18 protein-coding genes are annotated in these 21,242 nt (G+C 75.4%); 4 read left to right on the plus strand and 14 right to left on the minus strand.

What is annotated here, in order from left to right:
* Nucleotides 1-70: 70 nt before the first annotated feature.
* A complete protein-coding gene (locus KMZ30_RS10010; protein ID WP_215512782.1) occupies nucleotides 71-271 on the minus strand; it encodes a Flp family type IVb pilin in 201 nt (66 codons plus the stop codon).
* Nucleotides 272-365: 94 nt separating this feature from the next.
* Entirely contained in the window at nucleotides 366-545 is a 180-nt protein-coding gene (locus KMZ30_RS10015) for a Flp family type IVb pilin (protein WP_215512783.1), read from the minus strand.
* Between the two features lie 262 nt (nucleotides 546-807).
* Between KMZ30_RS10015 and KMZ30_RS10020 the strand changes: the two genes are divergently transcribed.
* Nucleotides 808-2,148: a hypothetical protein gene (locus KMZ30_RS10020; RefSeq protein ID WP_215520008.1), complete on the plus strand. Its 1,341-nt coding sequence runs from the start codon at nucleotides 808-810 to the stop codon at nucleotides 2,146-2,148.
* Between the two features lies 1 nt (nucleotide 2,149).
* Here the strand turns inward: KMZ30_RS10020 and KMZ30_RS10025 are convergent, their stop codons facing one another.
* Complete coding sequence (locus tag KMZ30_RS10025) at nucleotides 2,150-3,517, minus strand: hypothetical protein (protein ID WP_215512785.1); 1,368 nt, start codon at nucleotides 3,515-3,517, stop codon at nucleotides 2,150-2,152.
* 57 nt (nucleotides 3,518-3,574) lie between these two features.
* Here KMZ30_RS10025 and KMZ30_RS10030 point away from each other — a divergent pair, with 57 nt between their 5' ends.
* The gene (locus KMZ30_RS10030) at nucleotides 3,575-5,782 is read left to right on the plus strand and encodes a hypothetical protein (protein WP_215512786.1); all 2,208 of its coding nucleotides are present in this window, start codon (nucleotides 3,575-3,577) and stop codon (nucleotides 5,780-5,782) included.
* The gene (locus KMZ30_RS10035) at nucleotides 5,779-7,293 is read left to right on the plus strand and encodes a hypothetical protein (RefSeq protein WP_215512787.1); all 1,515 of its coding nucleotides are present in this window, start codon (nucleotides 5,779-5,781) and stop codon (nucleotides 7,291-7,293) included. Before KMZ30_RS10030 ends, KMZ30_RS10035 begins: the two co-directional genes overlap by 4 nt.
* Nucleotides 7,294-7,302: 9 nt before the next feature.
* On the opposite strand, the gene KMZ30_RS10040 is transcribed toward KMZ30_RS10035, so the two are convergent.
* The 5 genes from KMZ30_RS10040 to KMZ30_RS10060 form a co-directional block, all read right to left on the minus strand.
* On the minus strand, nucleotides 7,303-7,752 hold the full coding sequence (locus KMZ30_RS10040) for a GtrA family protein (RefSeq protein WP_215512788.1): 450 nt from the start codon (nucleotides 7,750-7,752) through the stop codon (nucleotides 7,303-7,305).
* Nucleotides 7,753-7,848: 96 nt separating this feature from the next.
* Nucleotides 7,849-9,468, minus strand: coding sequence for a hypothetical protein (locus tag KMZ30_RS10045; RefSeq protein ID WP_215512789.1), 1,620 nt, complete (start codon nucleotides 9,466-9,468; stop codon nucleotides 7,849-7,851).
* A gap of 53 nt (nucleotides 9,469-9,521) precedes the next feature.
* Entirely contained in the window at nucleotides 9,522-10,511 is a 990-nt protein-coding gene (locus KMZ30_RS10050; RefSeq protein WP_215512790.1) for a Gfo/Idh/MocA family protein, read from the minus strand.
* Nucleotides 10,508-11,593, minus strand: a complete 1,086-nt coding sequence (locus KMZ30_RS10055; protein ID WP_215512791.1) for a DegT/DnrJ/EryC1/StrS family aminotransferase — start codon at nucleotides 11,591-11,593, stop codon at nucleotides 10,508-10,510. Before KMZ30_RS10055 ends, KMZ30_RS10050 begins: the two co-directional genes overlap by 4 nt.
* Nucleotides 11,590-12,186, minus strand: coding sequence for an acyltransferase (locus KMZ30_RS10060; protein WP_215512792.1), 597 nt, complete (start codon nucleotides 12,184-12,186; stop codon nucleotides 11,590-11,592). The genes KMZ30_RS10055 and KMZ30_RS10060 overlap by 4 nt, the downstream gene beginning before the upstream one ends.
* Before the next feature lie 211 nt (nucleotides 12,187-12,397).
* On the opposite strand from KMZ30_RS10060, the gene KMZ30_RS10065 reads away from it, so the two are divergent.
* Nucleotides 12,398-13,345 (plus strand): glycosyltransferase family 2 protein, encoded by a 948-nt coding sequence (locus KMZ30_RS10065; protein ID WP_215512793.1) that lies wholly within the window; start codon nucleotides 12,398-12,400, stop codon nucleotides 13,343-13,345.
* 80 nt (nucleotides 13,346-13,425) lie between these two features.
* Here the strand turns inward: KMZ30_RS10065 and KMZ30_RS10070 are convergent, their stop codons facing one another.
* The 6 genes from KMZ30_RS10070 to KMZ30_RS10095 form a co-directional block, all read right to left on the minus strand.
* Entirely contained in the window at nucleotides 13,426-15,255 is a 1,830-nt protein-coding gene (locus KMZ30_RS10070; RefSeq protein WP_215512794.1) for a hypothetical protein, read from the minus strand.
* A 46-nt stretch (nucleotides 15,256-15,301) separates the two neighbouring features.
* Nucleotides 15,302-16,069, minus strand: a complete 768-nt coding sequence (locus tag KMZ30_RS10075; RefSeq protein ID WP_215512795.1) for a GNAT family N-acetyltransferase — start codon at nucleotides 16,067-16,069, stop codon at nucleotides 15,302-15,304.
* Nucleotides 16,066-17,268 (minus strand): dTDP-4-amino-4,6-dideoxygalactose transaminase, encoded by a 1,203-nt coding sequence (gene rffA / locus KMZ30_RS10080; RefSeq protein ID WP_308279724.1) that lies wholly within the window; start codon nucleotides 17,266-17,268, stop codon nucleotides 16,066-16,068. Before rffA ends, KMZ30_RS10075 begins: the two co-directional genes overlap by 4 nt.
* Nucleotides 17,265-18,272, minus strand: a complete 1,008-nt coding sequence (locus KMZ30_RS10085; RefSeq protein ID WP_308279725.1) for a glycosyltransferase — start codon at nucleotides 18,270-18,272, stop codon at nucleotides 17,265-17,267. The genes rffA and KMZ30_RS10085 overlap by 4 nt, the downstream gene beginning before the upstream one ends.
* Before the next feature lie 213 nt (nucleotides 18,273-18,485).
* Nucleotides 18,486-19,937, minus strand: a complete 1,452-nt coding sequence (gene ahcY, locus KMZ30_RS10090) for an adenosylhomocysteinase (protein WP_215512797.1) — start codon at nucleotides 19,935-19,937, stop codon at nucleotides 18,486-18,488.
* A gap of 250 nt (nucleotides 19,938-20,187) precedes the next feature.
* The gene (locus KMZ30_RS10095) at nucleotides 20,188-21,240 is read right to left on the minus strand and encodes a cation diffusion facilitator family transporter (protein WP_215512798.1); all 1,053 of its coding nucleotides are present in this window, start codon (nucleotides 21,238-21,240) and stop codon (nucleotides 20,188-20,190) included.
* Between the last annotated feature and the right edge of the window lie 2 nt (nucleotides 21,241-21,242).

Genomic DNA, 21,242 nt, shown 5'->3' on the forward strand with positions numbered 1-21,242 from the left:
CCACCGGGTGGCGGGGGTCCTGCGGTGGAGCCGGCCGCGGCGACCACTCGGTCCGCCGGCGCCGGTGCCGTCAGATGCTGGCGGCGGCGTTCTGGAAGAAGGTGGTGAGGTTGCGGCCGAGGATGGTCACCGACGCGATGATGACGATGGCGACGAGGCCGATCATCAGCGCGTACTCGACCGCGGTGGCCCCGCGCTCGCGGCGTGTGGCCAGGAGGGGCGCCAGGCGCGACCGCGCCGCCGCCGTCCGTCGGATGACGTGCTGGGTCATGGGTGTCACCTGCTCCTGTCGGATGTGGCTCGGGGCGTCGGTCCCGTCGGTCCCCCGACCGCGACCGACGCCCCGAGCAGTGGTGATCCGGAGATCAGATGCTGCCGGCCACGTTGTTGAACATGGTGCTCAGGCGGGTGCCGAGCAGCGCGACGGCGACGATGATGACGACCGCGATGAGGGCGACCATGAGGCCGTACTCGACGGCGGTCGCACCCTTCTCGGAGCGGAGGTCGTTGAACTTCATCTGGAGCTTGACGAGGGCCTTGGTCATGACGGGTGTTGCCTTTCGGTACGGAGGGGTGCTGTCGAGCAGTCACCACGCTGTCAGGTCCGGCCCGCGAGCGGCATGGACCGATGGGCCCGAACGCGCCCGCCCGTACGGTGCGACCGGGTCAACCGTTCGGCCGATCGCTCCCCGGGGCCGCGCGCCGGTCGTGACATGCTCGTCCACGACCACCCACCGCCCCGAGGCCAGCGAGATGTCCACGACACCCGACCCGCATCGCGAAGACCGAAGCGCCAGAACGCCTTTGGTGATCGCTTGGGCCGTCTGTGCAGTGCTCGCAGCACTCCTCCTGCGGCTGCGCGCGGGCCCGGACGTGGACCTGTGGCTGCACCTGCGGATCGGACGGTCGCTGCGCGACGGTGAGTGGTTCGGCGCGCTCCCGGACCCCCTCACGGTTCTCGCGGACCGTCCGTACGTGCCGACCCAGTGGCTCGCGCAGGTCGGGATGAGTGTCGTCGACGACGTCGCCGGTGTCCCCGGGATCCACGCCGTCCGGGCGCTGCTCCTCGTCGCCCTCGCGGCGCTCCTCGCCGCGACCGCGCGCCGGTGGGCCGGCCCGCTCGCCTCGGTCGTGGTCGCGACCGCTGCCCTCGTCGCGACGTCGGCGGCATGGGGCGAGCGCCCGCAGCTGCTCGGCCTCGTCCTCGCGGCCGTGTCCCTGCACCTGTGGACCGGGACGCTCGTGGACGGGCGCCCCCGGTGGTCGCTGCTCGCCGTCGCCTGGCTCTGGTCCGCGATGCACGGGTCCTGGCCGCTCGGCGTCGGGTTCGGGCTGCTCGTCCTCGTCGCGCTGGCCCTGGGGCGGCGCCCCGGACCGGTCCCGTGGGGCCGGCTCGCGGCCCTGCTCGCGGGCACGGCCCTCGTCCCGGTGCTCGGGCCCTTCGGTCCGCGGGCGCTCGTCGAGCCCTTCGCGGTCGGGGTGGCCGCCCGGACCACGGTCAACGAGTGGAAGCCACCGGCCCCGACCAACCCCCTCCTCGTGCTCGTCCTGGTGCTCGCCCTCGTCGTGCTCGTGCGGCTGGTGCGCGCCCGGCGGCTCGACCTCCCGGCGCTGCTCCTCGCCGGCGCGGGCGTCGTCCTCGCGGCCTCCTCCGTCCGCACCATCGCGGTCGGAGCCCTCCTCGTGGCGCCCGCCCTGGCCCGCACGCTCCACGCCGGGGGCCCTCCGGCACGGCGGGAACGGTGGCCCGGGCTCGCCGTGGCCGCCGTGTTCCTCCTCGTCCCCGGCGTGGTCCTCGGCGGGCCGGAGGCCGGGCCGCTGCCGCGGGCCGTCGACGCGGCGGTGGAGCGGCTGCCGGCCGGGACGCCGACCGTCGTCGACGCGTACGCCTCGGGGTGGGTGCTCTGGGCCCACCCGCAGGTCCGGCTGCTCCGCGACCTGCGGGCCGAGGTCTACTCCCCCGCGACGGCCGCCGCGTACGAGGCGTTCTCGGCGACCCGTCCCGGCTGGGAGGCGTACGCCGACGAGCACGGGGTCCGCGCGGTCCTCACGCGGGTCGGGGAGCCCCTCGACCGGGGCCTCTCCGGTGCGGCCGGCTGGTCACGGACCGCCGCCGAGGGCCGGTGGGTGCTCTGGCGGCGCGGGTGACTCAGCCGTCGCGCTCGAGCACGGCGTAGCCACCGACCTCGCGCACGACGCGCCAGCCGTCGGCGACCACGGGTGCGGTCTCGTCCTGCTCGACGACGACGACACCGACGTCCGCTCCGACGGGCACCGTGCCGTCGTGGAGGAAGTCGAGGTAGGCCGCCTGGACCGCCTGCGGGAAGGCGTCGACGGGGTTGGCCGCCCAGACGCGCACCCCCTCGCGCGCCAGGGTCTCGGCGAACGGCTCGACCGCCAGGACGGGCCGGCCCGCCGCGACCTCGCGCACGGCGCCGACGGCCGCCTGCCCGGGGGGCCCGACCGCCGGGCCGCGTCCGGCGAGGACGACGCCGGCGACGACGGCGGCCGCGCCCAGGGCCACCGGTGGCACGGCGGACCGTCGTGCGGCAGGCGACGGCGCCGGCTCCGCGGCTGCGCGCGGACGCATCGCCGCGGCCGCGAGGAAGAGCAGGAGCCACACGCCGTTGCGGGCGGCCGACGCCGTGCCGAGCGCCAGGCCGACGGCGGCCGCCCACTCCCAGAGGGGCATCCGGGCCCGCGCCGCGAGCGCCAGGAGGACCGCGGCCGCGGCGAGCATCGCCACGTCGAGGGGGTGCCCGAGGCTCGGTCGGGCCCAGAGGTCCGTGCCGCGGACGGCGGCCTCGTTGCCCAGGGCCTGCGCGTAGTAGGCCGGCGTCGAGAGCCCGGCGGGGGTGAGGAGGGCGGCCACCGCGGACCCGGCGCCGACGCCGACCCGGCGGGTCCACGGGCCGCCGCCGGGTGAGAGGACGAGGAACACCCCGAGGACGGCGAGCCCGACGAGGACCGCCCCGTGGAGGTTCCCCCAGAGCGCGACGAGCGGCACCATCCACCACAGGCCGCGGTCCGGACGCTCGTGCTGCCGGCGCATCAACGCCACGGCCAGCACGAAGGGGACGAGCGAGAGCGACGGGAGCCGCGTCACCGCGAACGGCGCGGCCGCACCGACCACGACGAGCGACACGACGAGGGCTCCGCGCAGCTCGGAGCCACCCGCCCGTCGACCGTCGGCGAGGACGACGAGCAGCGTGCCGGCGACGAGCACGAGCTGGAGCGCCGCCAGGGCGGGGGTGCCCAGCCCGGCCACGACGGACAGGAGCAGCTCGGCCAGGACGACCGGGTTGTGCCAGCCGTCCTGGGGGGCGGTGGCGAAGGGGATGCCCTCGGGCACGCCGCCGGTCGCGCGCACGGTGTCGCCGAGCGCGACGACCCACAGGAGGTCGGACCCGAGGAGCACGAAGAAGGACAGCGCGACGACCCACGCCGCGACGGCGAGCGAGGCGACCGGGACACCACGGCGGCCGGCGGCCACCGGGGCGGGATCGGCCTGCGACATGACGGGATTCCTCGAGCTGCCGGGGTCGGAGCGGGGGCTCGACCATAATCGACGCTCATGGCCACCGGGAGCACGACACGACCCCGACGCGCCCGTGAGGCCTCCTGGATGGCCGCCACGGTGCTCGTCGCCCTCGCCGTGGGTGCGTGGTCGCTCCGCCTGTGGCAGTGGGACCCCGCGAACCCGATCGACCTCGGGTGGGACCACACGCAGGTGCTCTCGATGCTCAGGGACGTGCACGACCACGGCTGGTACTGGCGCAACCCCGACCTCGGCTTCCCCTTCGGTCAGGACGGCTCGTTCTTCCCCGAGCTCAACGTCCTGCACCTCCTGGCCATCAAGGCCGTGGACCTCGTGGTGCCGGGCGTCTACACGGCCGGCGGCGTGTACTTCGTCCTGTCCTTCCCGCTGACCGGCGCGACGGGGTACCTCCTGGCGCGCAGCCAGGGGCTCGGACGGCCCGCCGGCTTCGTCCTCGGGGTGCTCCTCGCCAACGCGCCGGGCCACGCCGAGCGCTTCGGGCACCTCTACCTCGCGCAGTACTGGGTGGTCCCCGTCGCGCTGTGGCTCGTGCTCGAGGTGGCCCGCGGCCGGGCCCTGCTCTCCCCCCGGGGCGGGCCGGTGCCGTGGTGGCGGGGCGGCCGGACGCTCGTCACCGTCGCGGCGGTCGTCGTCGTCGGCGGCAGCGGGGTCTACTACGTGGCCTTCACCCTCGTCCTGCTGGCGGTCGCGGCCCTGGCCCGGCGGGTCGCCGGGGTGCCGGCCGACCTGCTGCGCGGCCTCGCGGTGATGGGCGGCATCGGCCTGGTCATCGCCGTGCCGCTGGCGGTGGCGCGGCTGGGGATGCGGGGCGTCCTCGTGACGGGCCGTGTCCCCGCCGGGCGCAACCCCGCCGAGTCGGAGCTGTTCGCCGGCAAGCTCATGGACCTGGTCCTGCCGTGGCCGGACCACCGGGTCGGTGCGCTCCAGTACCTGACGTTCGCCTACCGGTCGGCGACCCGGGCCACCGTCGAGACCTCGGCGCTCGGCGTGGTGGGGGTCGCGGGGATGACGGGCCTCGCCGTCATCGGGCTGCTGGCCCTGCTCGCCGGCCGTCGGCCGGACCCGGAGCACGCGCGCTGGTCCGGGCTGATGCTCGTGTCGTTCCTCCTCTTCACGGTCGGCGGCCTCGGCTCGTTCATCGCCGTGTTCGCGACCCCACAGGTCCGGACGTGGTCGCGCATGTCCCTGTACATCCTCACGCTCGCCCTGCTCGCGGTCGGCGCCTGGCTGACGCGGCTCGAACGGCGTCGGGGGCTGCTCACCGCCGGCCTCGTCGCCGGCGCGCTCGTCGTCGTCGGCAGCCTCGACCAGACCAACCCGGCGGTCGCACCCGACCACCGGGGCATCGCCCGCGAGATGGCCGGCCTGCGGGCCTACACCTCGACCCTCCAGGAGCGGGTCGGCGCCGGCTGCGGCGTCTTCCAGGTGCCCGTGCTCCCCTACCCCGAGACGCTCGGCCCGGGCACGATGCAGGGCTACGACCAGCTGAAGCCCTACCTCGCCTCGGACGACCTCCGCTTCAGCGCGGCCGCGATGCGGGGCACCGAGGCCGCGACCTGGCAGTCGGCGGTCGACCCGTCCGACCTCACGGCCCTGGCCGCCGACCTGCGCTCGGCCGGGTTCTGCGCGCTCGAGGTCGACACGCAGGGCTTCTCCGCGGCGCAGGACCCGTCGGCCCGCCTCACCGCGGCCTGGGGCGAGCCGGTGGCCGAGACGGCCGACGGCACCTTCGTCGCCTGGGACCTGCGCCGGGTCGGCGGCGCCGGGGAGGGCGACCTCGCGCTGCGCGCCCAGGTCCTCGCGCCGGTGCTCGGGTCGGTGAGCGGCTACGAGCCCGAGACCGTGGACGGCACGTACGGCCAGTACGTCGGCCCGTACGCCGTTGTGTCGCTGGCCAACCCGGGCGAGACCACCCCGGTCACCGTCTCGATGGCCGTGCGTGGCGTCGGCGCGGAACGGCGGGAGGTCGTCGTCACCGACGGCTCCCGGGAGGTCGCCCGCGTCGACGTGACCGACGCCGCCCCCACCCGCCTGTCCTTCGACGTCGAGGCCGTCCGGGGCGCGACCGACCTATCGGTCAGGGTCACGGGACCGACCGACAAGGACGTCGAGACCGAGCGCGTCACCGCCGCGTTCGTCAGCGACCTCGCCGTGACGGCACCCGGCGGGCGCCGCGCCGTCGCGCTGACCGACCGGACGGCGACCGGCTGGGTCCTGCCGTGACCCGGCCGGCCGGGCGCGGCTGGCTGCTGCCCTGGCTGGCCCTCGCCGCGCTGGCCGTCGTGCGGGCCGGCGTCGTCGACGAGCGCGACCCCTACTGGCAGGCCCGGGCCGGCGTCGAGAACCTGGCCGGAGCCCCGCTCCGCCGCCCGGACTCGTGGAGCTGGGACCCGGTCGACGCCCTCTTCACCCAGACCTCACCGGCGTGGAACGACACCCTCGGCCTGGCCTGGCGCGCCGTCGGGCTGCCCGGTCTCTTCCTCGTGGGCCTCGCCTCGATGCTCACGTTCACGACCCTCACCCTGGCGCTCGCGCGGCGGGTCGGGGCGCGGCCGCTCCCCGCCCTCGCCGGCGTGCTCGTCGTCCTCCTCCTCGCCCTCCCCATGGTCTCGCCCCGCGCGACGCTCGTCGCCCAGTCGCTGTGGCTGGCGTGGGTGCTCCTCGCCGACCGCGGGGTGAGGTCCTCGGCGACCTGTCCCCCGGCGCTCGTGGCGGTCGCGGCGGGGCTCGCCGGCCTCGTCGTCGCGTGGGCGGGCTCCTGGCTGCACCTGTCGTGGCTCCTGCTCGCCCCGGCCGCCTGGCTCGCCGTGACGATCCTCTGCCTCGGCGCCCCGGCGGTGGACCGCGCCCGGCGCGTCGCCGTCGTCGTCGGCGCCGGTGCCGGCCTCGGCGCGGGGGTCCTCGCCGGCCCCTACGGCCTCGACGCGTGGTCGGTCACCCGCACCGTCCAGGCGGCGGCCGACGGCTCCATCCTCGAGTGGCTGCCCCCCACGGCCGACGGGCTCGCGCCGCGCTGGGTCCCGACCGCCGTCGCCGCGCTCGCGCTGGCGGTCGCGTCGGTGCTGCTCGTCCTGCGGCGCTGGCGTGCCCGGGCCACGGACGACCGCGTCGGGCTGCTCGGCGCGCTCTCGGTGCTCGGGGCCCCGGCGGCCCTCGGCGGGCTCGGCGGCGTGCGGTTCGTCGGCGTCGCGCTGCTCACCCTCGCCCCCGTCGCCGCCCTGCTCGCGACGCGGCTCGCCGCCCGGGTCGTCGCGCGGGCCGGAGCCGCGCAGCCGGAGGGCGTCTTCCGCCACGCGGTCGTGCGCCGGTGGTCCGCCCCTCGGCCCTGGCGCGTCGTCCTCACGGCGGTGCTCGTCCTGCTCTCGCCGCTGGTCCTCCTCGCCGGCGCGACGCTCGCCCGGCCCCCCGAGGCGGCGGCCCTCCCCCTGCTGCCGCGCGGCTGCCGGCTCGTGTCGGACCCGGGCTCGGCCGGTCCGGTGCTCCTGCTGCGGCCCGACGTGCGGGTCTGGGTCGACACCCGCGCCGACTACTGGGGACGGGAGCGCAACCGCGAGGCCCTGGCCGTCCTCACCGGGGCCGACACGTCGGCCCGCGCGGTGACGGGGGCGACGTGCGCGCTGCTCTCGACGTCGGACCTGCCGACGGCGCGGCTCGCGGCGGCGCTGGACGCCGACCCCGGGTGGCGCCCGGCCGGCGAGGTGTCCGGCCTGCGCGTCTGGGTGCGCGAGCGCTGAGCCGGTGGCTCAGGAGGTCGGGCGTCGCCGGAAGGTCACCCGCAGGTGCCCGACGAAGCTGAGCCCGACGACGAGGACGAGGACGAGGAGCTGGGCCGGGAGGGGCGGCAGGTGGCCCAGCTCGACGAGGGCGGGCACCCCGCCGAGGCTCAGGGCTGCGCCGGTCCACCACACCCCGACGAACGCGACGAGCTGGCGCCGGAGCGGACCGTCGGCCCGGAAGACCTGGCCCCGGTAGGCCGGGAACGCGAAGGCCATCGCCACCAGCTGGGCGACGACGAGCGCCACGAGGTAGTGGGCCCCGACGGCGAGCCCGCCCGCCAGGGTCGACAGGTACACCGCCTGCGTGACACCGCCCACGACGGCGTAGCGGACGACGACCGGCAGCTCGGCCCACGACCGTCGCAGGAGCGCGCCGGACGCCCTCGCCGTCGACGGGGCCAGTGCGGGCTGGGCCATGCGGGTCCTCGCTCTCGGTCGGTCGGTCGTCCGGACGCTACGGCGGCCGGCCCGGGGCACCCGCCCCCGGGACGGGCCGGCGACCGTTCGGCCGACCTACTCGGGACGAACGGGCACGACCACCGGGGTCTGCGGGGCGATGCACCGGAAGCGGGCCCGCACCTGGTCCGCCGGGCGGTCCGTCACGACCGTCGGCAGGGCGACCCCGCGGAGCAGTCGGCACTCCTCGTCGAGCGAGAGGGGCTCCTGCGGACGGGGTGTCGCCCCGGGTCGCGGGTCCACCGCGTCGAGGAGGATGCGGGCGACGGTGTCGGTGATGAGCGGGCCGTCGGTGACCACCAGCTGCGCGCGTGCCGCTCCGGGCGTCGAGACGACCCGCAGGACCGTCGGGCCGTCGGCCGTCGACCAGGCCCCGACGAAGGCGGCCCCCGGGCCCACGAGGGCGTAGAGGACGGCGACCAGCACGCCCGCGCCACCGACGACCCGCACCACGGACGACCCGGCGAACGCCGCGCGGTCCACCGCCCGCAGCGCGCCGACGGCGACGACCGCCGCCGGCGCGAGCCCGAGGACCGCCGTGTGCCACATCAGCTTGCTCGGGTAGTACGTCCCGGGGGTCACCCCGACCCAGGCCGCGAGGCACAGCCCCGTGACGGCCGGGAGAGCGGTCAGCGCGAGGAGCCGACGCGCCCCGCCCCCGTGGCGCACGGCGAGCAGGACGCCGGCGGCGACACCGACGGCGAGCAGCACCCACGGGACCGGTGAGACGACGTCCGCGTCGCGGGCGTGCCCCACGCCGACGCGCGAGACGACCGCGGCCAGCGCGGGGGCGGACGCGAGCGCCGTGGCGAGGAGGACGACGGCCGTCCCCACCGCCGGCCGGCCACCCCGTCGGGCGACCGACCACCCCGACCACAGCAGCGCGAGCCCCACGACCGGCAGGAGCAGCTGCCACGTGTGCGCGACGACGACGACGCCCGCGGCCGCGCCGAGGAGCCCGCGGACCCCGGTGGCGTCGTCGAGCACCCCGCGGAGCACGACGGCGAGGACGCAGGCCGCGAGGAGCGACGCCTCGAGCCCGAGGGCCTGGTAGTTGGCCTGGAAGACCGGCCAGAGCGTCGCGCAGCCCGCGAGGAACCCGGCACCGGCGGCGGCGCGCCCCGACAGACCGGCCCGCGACCCCAGCGACGTCGCGAGGGCGGCGGTCGCCAGGGCGAGGGCGGCGGACAGCGACCACGTGAGCAGCGCGGACACGTCCACGGCCTGCGCGATCGACGAGGCGGGGTCGATCCCGAGCGTCCCCCAGACCGCGGCGTTCAGGGTGTGCCAGCCCCGTGGGTACGTCGCCAGGTCGTAGGACAGGGTGCCCTCGGCCTGCTCCTGCGCCGTCATCACGAGGTGCCGGACGTGGTCGCCGCCGAGGTACCACTCGACCCGCTGCCCGAGCGGGAGCGCCCTCGCGAGGGCGGCGTCGAGGAGGACGACGAGGGCCGGGGCGGCCGCGACGAGAGCCGCGAGCGGACGGCGTCGGTTCCCGGCTGCGCGCGACGCGTGCCCCCACCGCCCGACGGCCACCGCGACCGCCACGGCGCCGGCCAGCAGCACCGCGGACCCACCTCGGGAGTGCAGCGGCCGGACCCCGAGGGCGTCGGCGAGCACCGCCGCGGCGACGAGCGCGCCGAGACCGACGAGCGCGGCCGACGCGGCCCCGCCCACGGACCCGAGCGGGTCCTCCCGGTGCGAAGGCGGCTCCGTGCCCGCGGCGGGCATCAGACCCCGACCGTCGTCCCGGTCCGGGCGGAGTCGAGGCAGGCGGCGGCGACGCGGATGGTCCGCAGGGCGCTCTCGAGCGTCACGACGTCGCTGCCGACCCCGAGGACCGCGTCCCGGAACGCCTCGAGCTCCGTGCGGAGGGGCTCTGGCTTGGCGAACGAGTAGCGCACGACGTCCCCCTCGCTCACCCCCCGGAACTGCGCGATGGCGTCCCAGGGAAGCTCACCGGGGCCGTTGGCGTGGAACGTGAGGTCCGCGGCGAGGGTGTCGACGACGAAGGAACCCTCGGTGCCCGTGAGGACGACGAGCCGCTCCTTGAAGGGTGAGAGCCAGTTGACGAGGTGGTTGGTGATGCCGCCGTCGGCGAGCTGCCCGACGACCGCGACGAGGTCCTCGTGCGCGCGCCCGGAGCGGTGGGTCGTGCGCGCCGAGACCGACACGAGGGGCTGCTGGGTGACCCACTCCGTGATGTCGATGTCGTGCGTCCCGAGGTCCATGACGACCCCGACGTCGCCGATCCGCCGGGGGAAGGGCCCCTGTCGACGCGTGGCCACCTGGTAGAGCTCCCCGAGCTGGCCGTGCTCGAGCCGGCGCCTGGCCTGCTGCAGCGCCGGGTTGTAGCGCTCCACGTGCCCCACGGCGCCGAGCACCCCGCGCGAGCGGAAGGCCTCGACGACGCGTTCGGCGGCGGCGACGTCGAGCGCCAGGGGCTTCTCGACGAGGGTCGCGACCCCCGCCTCCGCGAGCGCCACGGCGACCGGCTCGTGGTGCGCCGTCGGCACCGAGACGACACAGCAGTCCACCCCGATGTCGAGCACGTGCTGCACGTCGCGGCCGACGGGCCGGCCGCCCGCGACGCCGTGGGGGTCACCGCCGGGGTCGGCGAGCGCGACGAGCTCGACGCCCGGCAGCGCGTCGAGGACGCGCGCGTGGTGGCGGCCCATCATCCCGAGGCCGACGAGGCCGGCCCGCAGCGTCGCCGTCACGAGCCCGCCCCCGCGACGCGGGCGACGGCCTCGACGACGCGGTCGACGACGTCGTCGGAGAGCGCCGGGTGGACGGGCAGCGACAGGCACTCACGGGCCGCTCTCTCCGTCGCGGGGAGGTCGAGCACACGGTCGAACGACGGGAGCCGGTGCACGGGAACGGGATAGAACACCCCGCTGCTGATCCCGTGCTCCCGCAGGAGGGCCGCGGCGAACCCGTCGCGGTCCTCGGCGACCCGGACGGTGTACTGGTGGTAGACGTGCCTCGCGCCGGGACGGACCACGGGCACGGTGACCCCGCGCAGCTCGGCGTCGTAGCGTCGCGCGACGTCCTGCCGGCGCCGCGTCCAGGCGTCGACGCGGGTCAGCTGGACCCGGCCGATCGCGGCGTGGAGGTCGGTCATCCGCGTGTTGAGGCCCACGACCTCGTTGCGGTACCGCTCGAGCATCCCCTGGTTGCGCAGCAGGCGCAGGAGCCGCTCGTGGGAGGCGGCGGCCACGGTGACCATCCCGCCCTCGCCGGCCGTCATGTTCTTCGTGGGGTAGAGCGAGAAGACGCCGAGGTCCCCGAACGCACCCACCGGCACCCCGTCGAGGGAGGCGCCGTGCGCCTGGGCGGCGTCCTCGACGACGGCGAGGCCGTGCCGGCGGGCGAGCGGCAGGAGCCGGTCCATCGCCGCGGGCTGTCCGTAGAGGTGCACGGGGACGACCGCCACGGTCCGCGGCCCGACGACGGCCTCGACGGCGTCGGGGTCGAGGCAGAACGTGTCGTCGACGTCGGCGAACACCGGGGTGGCGCCGGTGAGGGCGACGGCGTTGGCCGTCGCGGCGAAGGTGAAGGAGGGCACGACGACCTCGTCGCCCGGGCCGATGCCGAGCGCGAGCATCGAGAGGTGCAGGCCGGCCGTGCCGGAGCTGACGGCCACGCAGGCGCGGTCGAGGCCGAAGTGCGCGGAGAACTCGGTCTCGAAGGCCTCGACCTCCTCGCCCTGCGCGAGCCGGCCGGAGCGCAGGACGCGGAGCACGGCGGCCTCCTCGGCCTCGCCGATGATCGGGCGGGCGTGCGGGACGACGTCGGTCACGCCGGCTCCTCCTCGCGCAGGACCTCGCCGTCCACGACGTGGCGCGCGCCGGTGCTCGGGCACCACCACGCCCCGTCCCGCTCCTCGAGCGGCACGCCCGCGCGTCCGACCCAGCCGATGCGGCGGGCCGGCGAGCCGGCGACCAGCGCGTGGTCGGGGACGTCGCGCGTCACGACCGACCCGGCGGCCACGAGGGCCCAGCGGCCCACCCGGACGGGGGCGACGCACACGGCGCCCGCCCCGACCGACGCCCCCTCGGCGCAGACCACCCCGACCGCGTCCCAGTCGGCGGCCGCCTTCAGCCCGCCGTCGGGCCGCACCGCGCGCGGGTGCCGGTCGTTGGTGAGGACGGCGGCGGGACCGACGAACACCCCGTCACCGAGGACGGCCGGCTCGTAGACGAGCGCGTGGTTCTGGATCTTGCACCGGTCCCCCACCCGGACACCGGTGCCCACGTAGGCGCCGCGACCGACGACGCACTCCCGGCCGAGCCGTGCCCCCTCGCGCACCTGCGCGAGGTGCCACACGACGGTCCCCTCGCCGAGCTCGGCGTCCGCGGCGACGTCGGCGCCCGGGTGGACGGTCACGGTCATCTCGCCTCCACGGCTCGCCGACGGTCGACCGACGCGCCGGGGGCCCGGGCGGACCCGTCCGTGGACGATACGCGAGGGGTCGCCGACGGTCGCGTCGGCCGCGGGGCGAAAGGCCCGAACGGCCGATCCGCCGGACCGGCGCCGGCGGCGAGGCTCGGATATCTTCGCTGCGCAGGGGCCGTCACGCCGTCGCGCCCACCAGGAGGGAACCGTGTACGAGGGGCTTCGCGTCGCCGTCGTCGTCCCCGCCTACAAGGAGGAGGCGCACATCGCCTCCACCATCGCGACGATGCCGGACCTCGTCGACCACGTCCTCGTCGTCGACGACTGCAGCCCGGACGCCACGGGCGAGAAGGCTCTGGCCGCGGCCGACGCCCGCACCGAGGTGATCCGCCTCCCCGAGAACCAGGGCGTGGGCGGCGCCGTCCTCACCGGCCACCGCCGCGCCCTCGAGCTCGGCGCCGACGTCAGCGTCGTCATGGCCGGCGACGGCCAGATGGACCCCGACCACCTGCCGGCGCTCCTCGAGCCCATCGCGAGCGGCCGGGCCCAGTTCACCAAGGCCAACCGCTTCTACGGCCGGGGCAGCTTCGCGGGGATGCCGCGGATGCGCGTGCTCGGCAACATCGCCCTCTCGTTCCTCACGAAGGCCGCCTCCGGCTACTGGAACCTCTTCGACCCTCAGAACGGCTACACCGCGATCCACCGCGACGCGTTGCGGCTCGTGCCCTTCGACCTCGTCGCCAAGCGCTACGACTTCGAGAACGACCTCCTCATCCAGCTGAACATCGCGCACGTCCGTGCGGTCGACGTCGCCGTCCCGGCGCGCTACGGCACCGAGGTCTCCGGGATGAACCTCGCGACCGTCGGCCCCCGCATCGCGGCCCGGCTGGTCCGCGGTTTCTGGACGCGCATCTGGTGGAAGTACGTGCTCCAGTCCTTCTCGGCCGTCGCGCTCCTGCTGTTCGCAGGGCTGGCGCTCACGGGTTTCGGTCTGCTGGTGGGCGTCTGGGTGCTCGTCCACACCCTCGGGCCGCCGGTCGCCTCCGCCGGCTCCGTCGTGCTCTGCGTCGCCCCGCTGCTCTCGGGCATCCACATGCTGCTGTTCGCGATGCTGCTCGACATCCAGGACTCCACGAACGCCAACCGCGGCGGGTGAGGCGTGCCTCGCGGTCGCGCTCCGTCCCGGGCGTGCGCCGCGCCGGACCGTGCGTCGGGGCCCTCCGACGGTCGGCCCGCTCAGGGGGCGTCACCGGGCGGCGTCGACGCAGGACGCCCGGTGGGTCCCGCAGCGCGCGCCCCGGTGACCGGCGGGGTCCGGGAACACCCGAGGAGGCCCGCCACCGCAGGCCCCGGTCGCAGGATCGCGAAGCGCCGGCCGGCGCCGCGGGCGTAGCCGGTGAAGGTGTCCGCGGTGCCGTAGCCACGCCGGGTCGCCGACCAGTCGTCGGTCCAGGCGGCCGCCAGCGGCGGCGGGTCGCCGGCCGGGACGACGAGCCACGCACGGGCCCGGTCGTCGCACGGCACCCGTGCGAGCGCCGTCCTCGCCGAGTCCACCCCGCCGCTCCACGCCGTGTAGAAGTGCGCCCGACCGAGCGGGCGCCCGCCCAGGGCGAGCGCGTAGGCGGCACCGCTCCCGGTGAGGTCGACGACCGGGGTGTCGTCGAGGACGCCGTCCCTCCGGGAGAGATCGCGGAGCCGGCCGAGGACGGCGGCCTGGTCCGCCGGGACGAGGAGGGATCCCCCCAGCACGCGGACCGGCTCGGTCGCTCGAGCGATGCCCGGCCCCGCCGGACCGTCCCAGAGCAGCGTGGCGGCCATGACGACGACGCAGGCTGCCGAGGTGAGGAGCAGCACGGGAGCAGCCGGTGGGCCGGCGTGGATCCGACCGCGGGCGACGTCGTCGCCGCACGGCGGCCCGGGCTGCCTCCCGGTCGGCACCGTCGCCACGGCTGCGAGACCGACGAGGGCCACCCAGGCCGCGCTCGTCTGGCCCGTCGTCGTCACGAGGTCCCGGTTCGAGCCGACGGCGTAGAGGTAGGGGACGAGACCGAGGAGCACGAGCACCGGTCGAGCCGCGCTGCGTCGTGGCTCGGGGACCAACCGCACGGCACCCAGCGCCGCGCCGAGGACGACGACGCCGAGGGAGAACCCGCCGTACCCCAGCGTCGCCGGGGAGAGCAGCACGACCGCGACCGCGGCCAGGCAGACGGCCGTCGTCACGAGGACCGCGCTGGTCGCCAGGTCGAGGGCCGCGACGTCCGTCACCCGGCGCCGCGCCACGACCCAGGCCGCGAGGACGACGATGGGCGGGAGCGTCAGCAGGAAGAAGACGGGGTGCACCGGGGAGATCCCCAGCATGCCGGCCAGGCCGGGGTAGGCGCCGAGCCGCGAGACGACGTCCAGACCGCCCGCGAGGTACCTCACCGCACCGACCGGACCGAGGCCCGCGACGGCGAGGGTCAGCGCGGCCGAGGAGACCAGGGCAGCCGTCGCCGTCACCAGAGTCCGGCCGGGTGGGCGGACCCACGCCAGGAGCACGAGGAGCACCACGGCTGCCGCGACGGCCGACGTGGGCTTGGCGACGAAGACCGTCCAGGTCCCGAGCCCCACGAGCGCCCCGCCCCCTCCGGGGCGGCCGCGCTGGACCCGCGCGACGCCCCAGGCGAGCACCAGCAGCCCCGCGAACGCCAGGGACCGGTAGCTGAGGACCCGCACCTCGAGGAGGAAGACGAGCTGGGCTGCCACCGCGGTGGTGACGGCTGCCGCGCACACGGCCAGCCGTGACCGCCGCTCGGCGACGAGCGGCGCCGCCTCCAGGACGAGGCCGACGGCGATGCCGGCGACCAGCAGGTTCCCGACGAGCCGGAAGAGGCCGACGTCGTTGCCGCACAGCTCGAGCAGGGGGTGGAGGACGAACGGGAAGAGGTAGACCTCACCGGCCGCCAGGCTCGCCTCGGGGTGGCGGACGAGCCGCAGGACGTAGCTCTCGTCGATCGGGTCCAGACCCCTCCACGACCACGCCAGGAGGAGCAGGCCGAGCGGGGCGAGCAGCGCTACGGACAGCACGAGAGGACCCCGGGCGCGCCCCGTCCCGCGAGACGTGACCACGGGCTCAGGCACGGGACAGGTGCACGGTGGTCCAGGCCGCCACGGGCCGGAGCCCGAGGGCGCACCACGCCCTCTGGGCGGCGACGTTCGAGGCCTGGGTCGAGATGAGGACCCTCTCGACCCCCTCGGTGGAGGCCGTGGCCAGCACGCCGGAGAGCAGGGCGCAGTAGACGCCGCGACGCCGGTGGTCGCGGCGGGTGCCGGCGAGCAGCACCTCGGTGGCTCGCCCCGCGTCGACGCGCGCGGTGGTGGCGAGCGCCGCCGCGTGGCCCTCGACGAGCTGGACGAGCACCGCGTCGGGATCCTCCCGCACCGTTCGCCGGGCCCAGTCGACGTAGCCCTCCGTCACCAGCGCCGGCGTGAAGACGGGGCTCGCGAGGTAGTGCGTCGGGTACCCGGCGAAGACGGAGGCGACGAGGTCGAGCACCTCGGCCTCGAGGTCCGGCGAGGTGCCCAGCCGGACCGGGCCGTCCGCCGACGGGGTCGCCGGGCCGTCCGCGTCGGCGGCCCAGTACACGAGGGTGTCGGCGGGCTGCACCTGCAGGCCCCGGCGTCGCATCTCGGTCGCCAGTCCGATGCGCTCGGCCGGCCAGCGCGTGACGGCCACCGTCGGGGCGATCCGCTCCATCTCGTCGGCGACCCGACGCGCGGCCTGCTCGTCGGTCGTGCCACTCCCCACCCGGACCCGGGCCACGACGACACCGAACCGCGCGGTGTCGACCTCGCTCCGCGCGGCGACGACCCCTTCACCCTGGAGGTCGTCCCAGCTCATGCCGTCGGACGGTACGCGAGCACCGCGTCCACCACCCGGTCGACGTCCGTCTCCGTGAGACCGGCGTGCAGCGGGAGTCGCACGAGGCGCGCCGCGACGTCCGCCGTCACCGTGCAGGGCGACGGCGTGCGGCCGAGACGTCGTCCGGCCGGTGAGGAGTCCAGCGGCTGGTAGTGGAAGACGGCCGACACCTCGCGACGCCCGAGGTGTCGGATGAGGCCTGCCTGGTCGGCGGGCGAGGGCAGGACCAGGTGGTAGAGGTGCGCCGGGTGCGACGCGCCGTCGGGCACGAGCATCTGCCGGACGCCGTGCTCGTCGGCCCACGGCGCGAGCTCGGCGGCGTAGCGGCCCCACACCCGGTGACGCCGGGCCTGGATCTCGTCGAACGCCTCGAGCTGGGCGACGAGCACGGCCGCCTGGAGCTCGCTCGGCAGGTACGAGGACCCCTGGTCCTGCCAGGTGTACCGGTCGACCTCCCCGCGGAGGAACCGGGAGCGGTCGGTGCCCTTCTCCCGGACCACCTCCGCCCGCGCACGGAACACGGGGTCGTTGACGACCAGGGCGCCGCCCTCGCCGCTCGTGACGTTCTTGGTGTCGTGGAAGCTCTGCGTGGCGAAGGTGCCGAAGGAACCGAGCGGGCGCCCCTGCCAAGCGCCGCCGAGGCCGTGGGCGTTGTCCTCGACGAGCGCGAGACCGCGCGTGTCGCACAGCGCCCGGAGCCGGTCCACGTCGGCCGCCACGCCGCCGTAGTGCACGACGAAGACGGCGCGGGTGCGGGCCGTGAGCGCTGCCTCCACCGCGTCCACGTCGAGGTTGAGGGTGTCGGGGCGGACGTCGACGAAGACCGGAGTGGCACCCCGGATGGCGATGGCCGTCGCGGTCGACGTGAAGGTGAAGCTCGGGCAGACGACCTCGTCACCCGGCCCGAGGTCCAGCAGGACCGCCGCGAGCTCCAGCGCGTGCGTGCACGACGGGGTGAGGTGGACCGAGCCGCCCCCGACCCGTCCGCGCAGCAGCTCCTCGGCGGCCCGGGTGAACACCCCGTCGCCGTGCCACATCGGTGAGGCGAGCACCTCGGCCAGCAGCTCGGCCTCGCGCCCGGTCCGGTACGGCGCGGTGAACCGCACCGGGGCCACCGGGGCCGAGACCGGCAGCACGGCGCCGCGGCCGGCGAGGGCGGGCAGCGCCCGCGGCGTCACGCCGTCTCCCGGAGCTCGACGACGGTGGGCTCGGTCGGGCGCTCGAGCTCGCCGAGCGAGGGCATCGGCTCGGGGCGCACGACGTAGGCGGGACGCTGCATCGACCGGACGTGGAGGCGTCCGAGGTACTCGCCGACGATGCCGAGGGAGAGCATGAGCGCCCCCGAGAGGATGCCGAGCATCGCGACGACCGTCGTGAAGCCGGCCACCCGGATCCGGCCGGTCCAGTACATCCCGAGCACCGCGACCAACGCCGCGGCGCCGAGGACGGACACGGCGAGGCCGAGCACCGTCACGAGACGCAGCGGCAGGACGCTGTAGCCCGTGACCATGTTCGCGGCGTGCGCGAGCAGACCGCGCACGGTGTAGTTCGAGGCACCGACCAGCCGGTGGTCCATCCGGACGGGGACGCGGCGGACCGCCGTCGTCGCCCAGGAGAGCACGACGTCGAGCGAGACGAACGGGTCGGTGACGTGGCCGAAGGCCTCGCGCAGGTCGGTGCGGAAGGCCCGGAAGGCACTGACGTCACGGGCGTTGGGGACACCGGCGACGGCGAGCGCCGACTTGACGAGGCGGGAGGCGAGCGAGCGCGCGGCTCCGTGCTCCTCGCCCACCGGGACCCCGTAGACGAGGTCGGTCCGGGCGTCGGCGAGAGGGGCGAGGAGGGCGGACAGCTGGTCGGGACGGTGCTGGAGGTCGTCGTCCATCGTCACGGTGACCGCGTACCGGGCGCGCGCGACACCGGCGAGCAGCGCGTTGTGCTGGCCGTAGTTGCGGCGCAGCTCGACCACCCGGACCGCGTGCCCCGGGTGCTCCGCGGCGGCACGGCGCGCCGCGGCGGCGGTGTCGTCGGGCGAGCCGTCGACGACGAGGATCACCTCGTGGTGCGGCGTCAGGTCGGCGAGCACGGGCACGAGGGACCGGACGAGGTCTCCCACGGTGTCCTGCGACCGGTAGCAGGGGACGACGACGGACAGCCCACCGGCACGCGTGCGGACGTCCACCGCACCTCGCCCGCCGGCCTCGTCCACCGACACCTCGCCACCTCCACCCAGCACCGCACCGATCTCGTGGGTCCGACCGTACGAGGGCCTCTCACCGGCGGTCGCCCGCGGGCGACACATCTGGACGTTCGGACGACCCCGCGCCGGGCGGACGACCGAGGGCGCCGCCGGGAGGTCCCGGCGGCGCCCTGAGGGAGGCGGTGCGGCGTACGGTCAGTAGCGGTAGTGCTCCGGCTTGTACGGGCCGGCGACGTCGACGCCGAGGTACTCGGCCTGCTCCTTGGTCAGCTCGGTGAGCTCGACCCCGAGCGCCTCGAGGTGCAGCTCGGCGACCTTCTCGTCGAGGTGCTTCGGGAGGGTCTTGACCTCCGGCTTGCCGTCCTCGTCGTAGTACTCGTCGGTCTTGCCGAACAGCTCGATCTGGGCGATGGTCTGGTTCGAGAACGAGTTCGACATGACGAAGCTCGGGTGGCCGGTCGCGTTGCCGAGGTTCATGAGGCGGCCCTCGGACAGGACGATGATCGAGTCGCCGTCGTCGAACGTCCACTCGTGGACCTGCGGCTTGATCTCCTGCTTCTGCACGCCCGGGACCTTCGCGAGGCCGGCCATGTCGATCTCGTTGTCGAAGTGGCCGATGTTGGCGAGGATCGCCTTGTTCTTCATCTGCTGCATGTGCTCGGCGGTGACGACGTTGAAGCAGCCGGTCGAGGTGACGACGATGTCGGCCTGGTCGACGACGCTCTCGAGCTTCGCGACCTGGTAGCCGTCCATCGCGGCCTGCAGCGCGCAGATCGGGTCGATCTCGGTGACGATGACGCGCGCGCCCTGGCCGCGGAGGGACTCGGCGCAGCCCTTGCCCACGTCGCCGTAGCCGGCGACGACGGCGACCTTGCCGCCGATGAGGACGTCGGTGGCGCGGTTGAGGCCGTCGATGAGCGAGTGGCGGCAGCCGTACTTGTTGTCGAACTTGCTCTTGGTGACCGAGTCGTTGACGTTGATCGCCGGGAAGAGCAGCTCGCCGGCCTCGGCCAGCTGGTAGAGGCGGTGGACGCCGGTCGTGGTCTCCTCGGTGACGCCCTTGATCTCGGCGGCGACCTTCGTCCACTTCTGCGGGTCCTGGCCCATCGTGCGGCGCACGAGCGCCTTGAAGACGCCGAACTCCTCGGTGTCCTCCTCGGTCGTGGGGGGCACCTGGCCGGCGGTCTCCCACTCCTTGCCCTTGTGGACGAGCATCGTGGCGTCGCCGCCGTCGTCGAGGATCATGTTGGCGCCCTGGCCGCCCGGCCAGGTGAGGATCTGCTCGGTGCAGTCCCAGTACTCCTCGAGCGTCTCGCCCTTCCAGGCGAAGACCGGGACGCCCTGGGGGTCCTCGGGGGTGCCGTGCGGGCCGACGACGATGGCCGCGGCGGCCTCGTCCTGGGTCGAGTAGATGTTGCAGGAGGCCCAGCGGACCTCGGCACCGAGCGCGGTGAGCGTCTCGATGAGCACCGCGGTCTGCACGGTCATGTGCAGCGAGCCGGCGATGCGGGCGCCCTTGAGCGGCTGGCTGTCGCCGAACTCGGCGCGCAGGGACATCAGGCCGGGCATCTCGTGCTCGGCGAGGCGGATCTGGTGGCGACCGGACTCGGCGAGCGAGAGGTCGCGGACCTTGTGGTCAACGGGCATGCGTGAGCTCCTCAGGAGGTCGTTGCGATTCGGTTGACCGGCATCGCCCATCTGGGCCGCGCGTTGCGAGGGTCATCACCCGGGCCGGTGCGGCGCCTCTCAGGATACCGCAGCGGGTGTGCGCCCTCCCAGCCGTCGCCCCGGCCTTCGACGCGACCGACCTCCGGAGCGGCCGGCACGGAGAGCCCGCACGTGCGCGGTCGTCGCTGTCGGGGAGGACCGGCGGGCGCGGTCGGGGACGGCTCGGGACTCAGCCGCGCGAGGCGTCCTCCACGACGGACTCCCGCGGGTCGGCCGAGACCTCTCCGGGGCCGTCGACGCTCGGGCTGCCGGGGGCGGTGTCGACGTCCGGCTCCAGGTAGAGGACGAGACGCACCTCGGGCACGCTCTCGCGCGCGGCCCGCTCCGCCTCGTTGATCGCCGCGATGACCTCGGCCGCGCTGTCGGTCTCGCCGACGGCGAGCTTGGCCGCGACGAGCACCTGGTCCGGTCCCAGGTGCAGGGTGCGGCTGTTGATGACCCGGTCGACGGCCTCCGGGGACTCCAGCGCCGCGATGATGCGCTCGCGCGCCCGCGGCGACGCGGCCTCGCCGACGAGCAGCGAGCCCATCTCGACCGCGAGCACGGCCGCGAAGACGACGAGGAGGACGCCGATGGCGCCCGACCCGATGCCGTCCCAGACCGGGTTGGCGGTCACGAGCGTCAGCCCGACGCCGGCCATCGCGAACCCGAGGCCGATGAGCGCGCCGAAGTCCTCGAGGAGCACGACGGGCAGCTCGGGCGACTTCGTCGTGCGGATGAACCGGACCCAGCCGCGGCCCCGGCGGACCTTGTTCGACTCGCGGATCGCGGTCCGGAAGCTCAGCCCCTCCATGACCATCGCCGCCACGAGCACGGCCAGCGGGACCCACCACCACCGGGACTCGAACGGGTCGTAGTCCTCCTCCCCGAGCGACTCGCGGATCTTCTCGTAGGCCTCGTAGAGCGCGAACAGCCCACCGAGGACGAAGAGCATGATCGCGACGAGGAACGAGTACACGTAGCGCTGCTGCCCGAAGCCGAAGGGGTGCTCCTGGTCCGGGGCGCGACCGGCACGCTTGCTGCCGACGAGCAGCAGCACCTGGTTGCCGGTGTCGGCCACCGAGTGGATGGACTCGGCGAGCATGGATGAGAAGCCGGTCAGGAGGAAGGCGACGAACTTGGTCACCGCGACCCCGAGGTTGGCGAGCAGCGCCGCGAGCACCGCCGCCGAGCTCTCGCCGGACGACCCTCCGGAGGACTCCCCGCTCTTCGTCTCGCTCATGG

The organism is Phycicoccus mangrovi (genome assembly GCF_018729305.1).
GTDB lineage: Bacteria > Actinomycetota > Actinomycetes > Actinomycetales > Dermatophilaceae > Phycicoccus > Phycicoccus jejuensis.

What these genes read in the sequence shown, in the direction of transcription:
- KMZ30_RS10010 (WP_215512782.1), bottom strand. Translation starts at nt 271, where the DNA reads ATGACCCAGCACGTCATCCGACGGACGGCGGCGGCGCGGTCGCGCCTG.
- KMZ30_RS10015 (WP_215512783.1), bottom strand. Translation starts at nt 545, where the DNA reads ATGACCAAGGCCCTCGTCAAGCTCCAGATGAAGTTCAACGACCTCCGC.
- KMZ30_RS10025 (WP_215512785.1), bottom strand. Translation starts at nt 3,517, where the DNA reads ATGTCGCAGGCCGATCCCGCCCCGGTGGCCGCCGGCCGCCGTGGTGTC.
- KMZ30_RS10030 (WP_215512786.1), top strand. Translation starts at nt 3,575, where the DNA reads ATGGCCACCGGGAGCACGACACGACCCCGACGCGCCCGTGAGGCCTCC.
- KMZ30_RS10040 (WP_215512788.1), bottom strand. Translation starts at nt 7,752, where the DNA reads ATGGCCCAGCCCGCACTGGCCCCGTCGACGGCGAGGGCGTCCGGCGCG.
- KMZ30_RS10060 (WP_215512792.1), bottom strand. Translation starts at nt 12,186, where the DNA reads ATGACCGTGACCGTCCACCCGGGCGCCGACGTCGCCGCGGACGCCGAG.
- KMZ30_RS10075 (WP_215512795.1), bottom strand. Translation starts at nt 16,069, where the DNA reads ATGAGCTGGGACGACCTCCAGGGTGAAGGGGTCGTCGCCGCGCGGAGC.
- ahcY (WP_215512797.1), bottom strand. Translation starts at nt 19,937, where the DNA reads ATGCCCGTTGACCACAAGGTCCGCGACCTCTCGCTCGCCGAGTCCGGT.
- KMZ30_RS10095 (WP_215512798.1), bottom strand. Translation starts at nt 21,240, where the DNA reads ATGAGCGAGACGAAGAGCGGGGAGTCCTCCGGAGGGTCGTCCGGCGAG.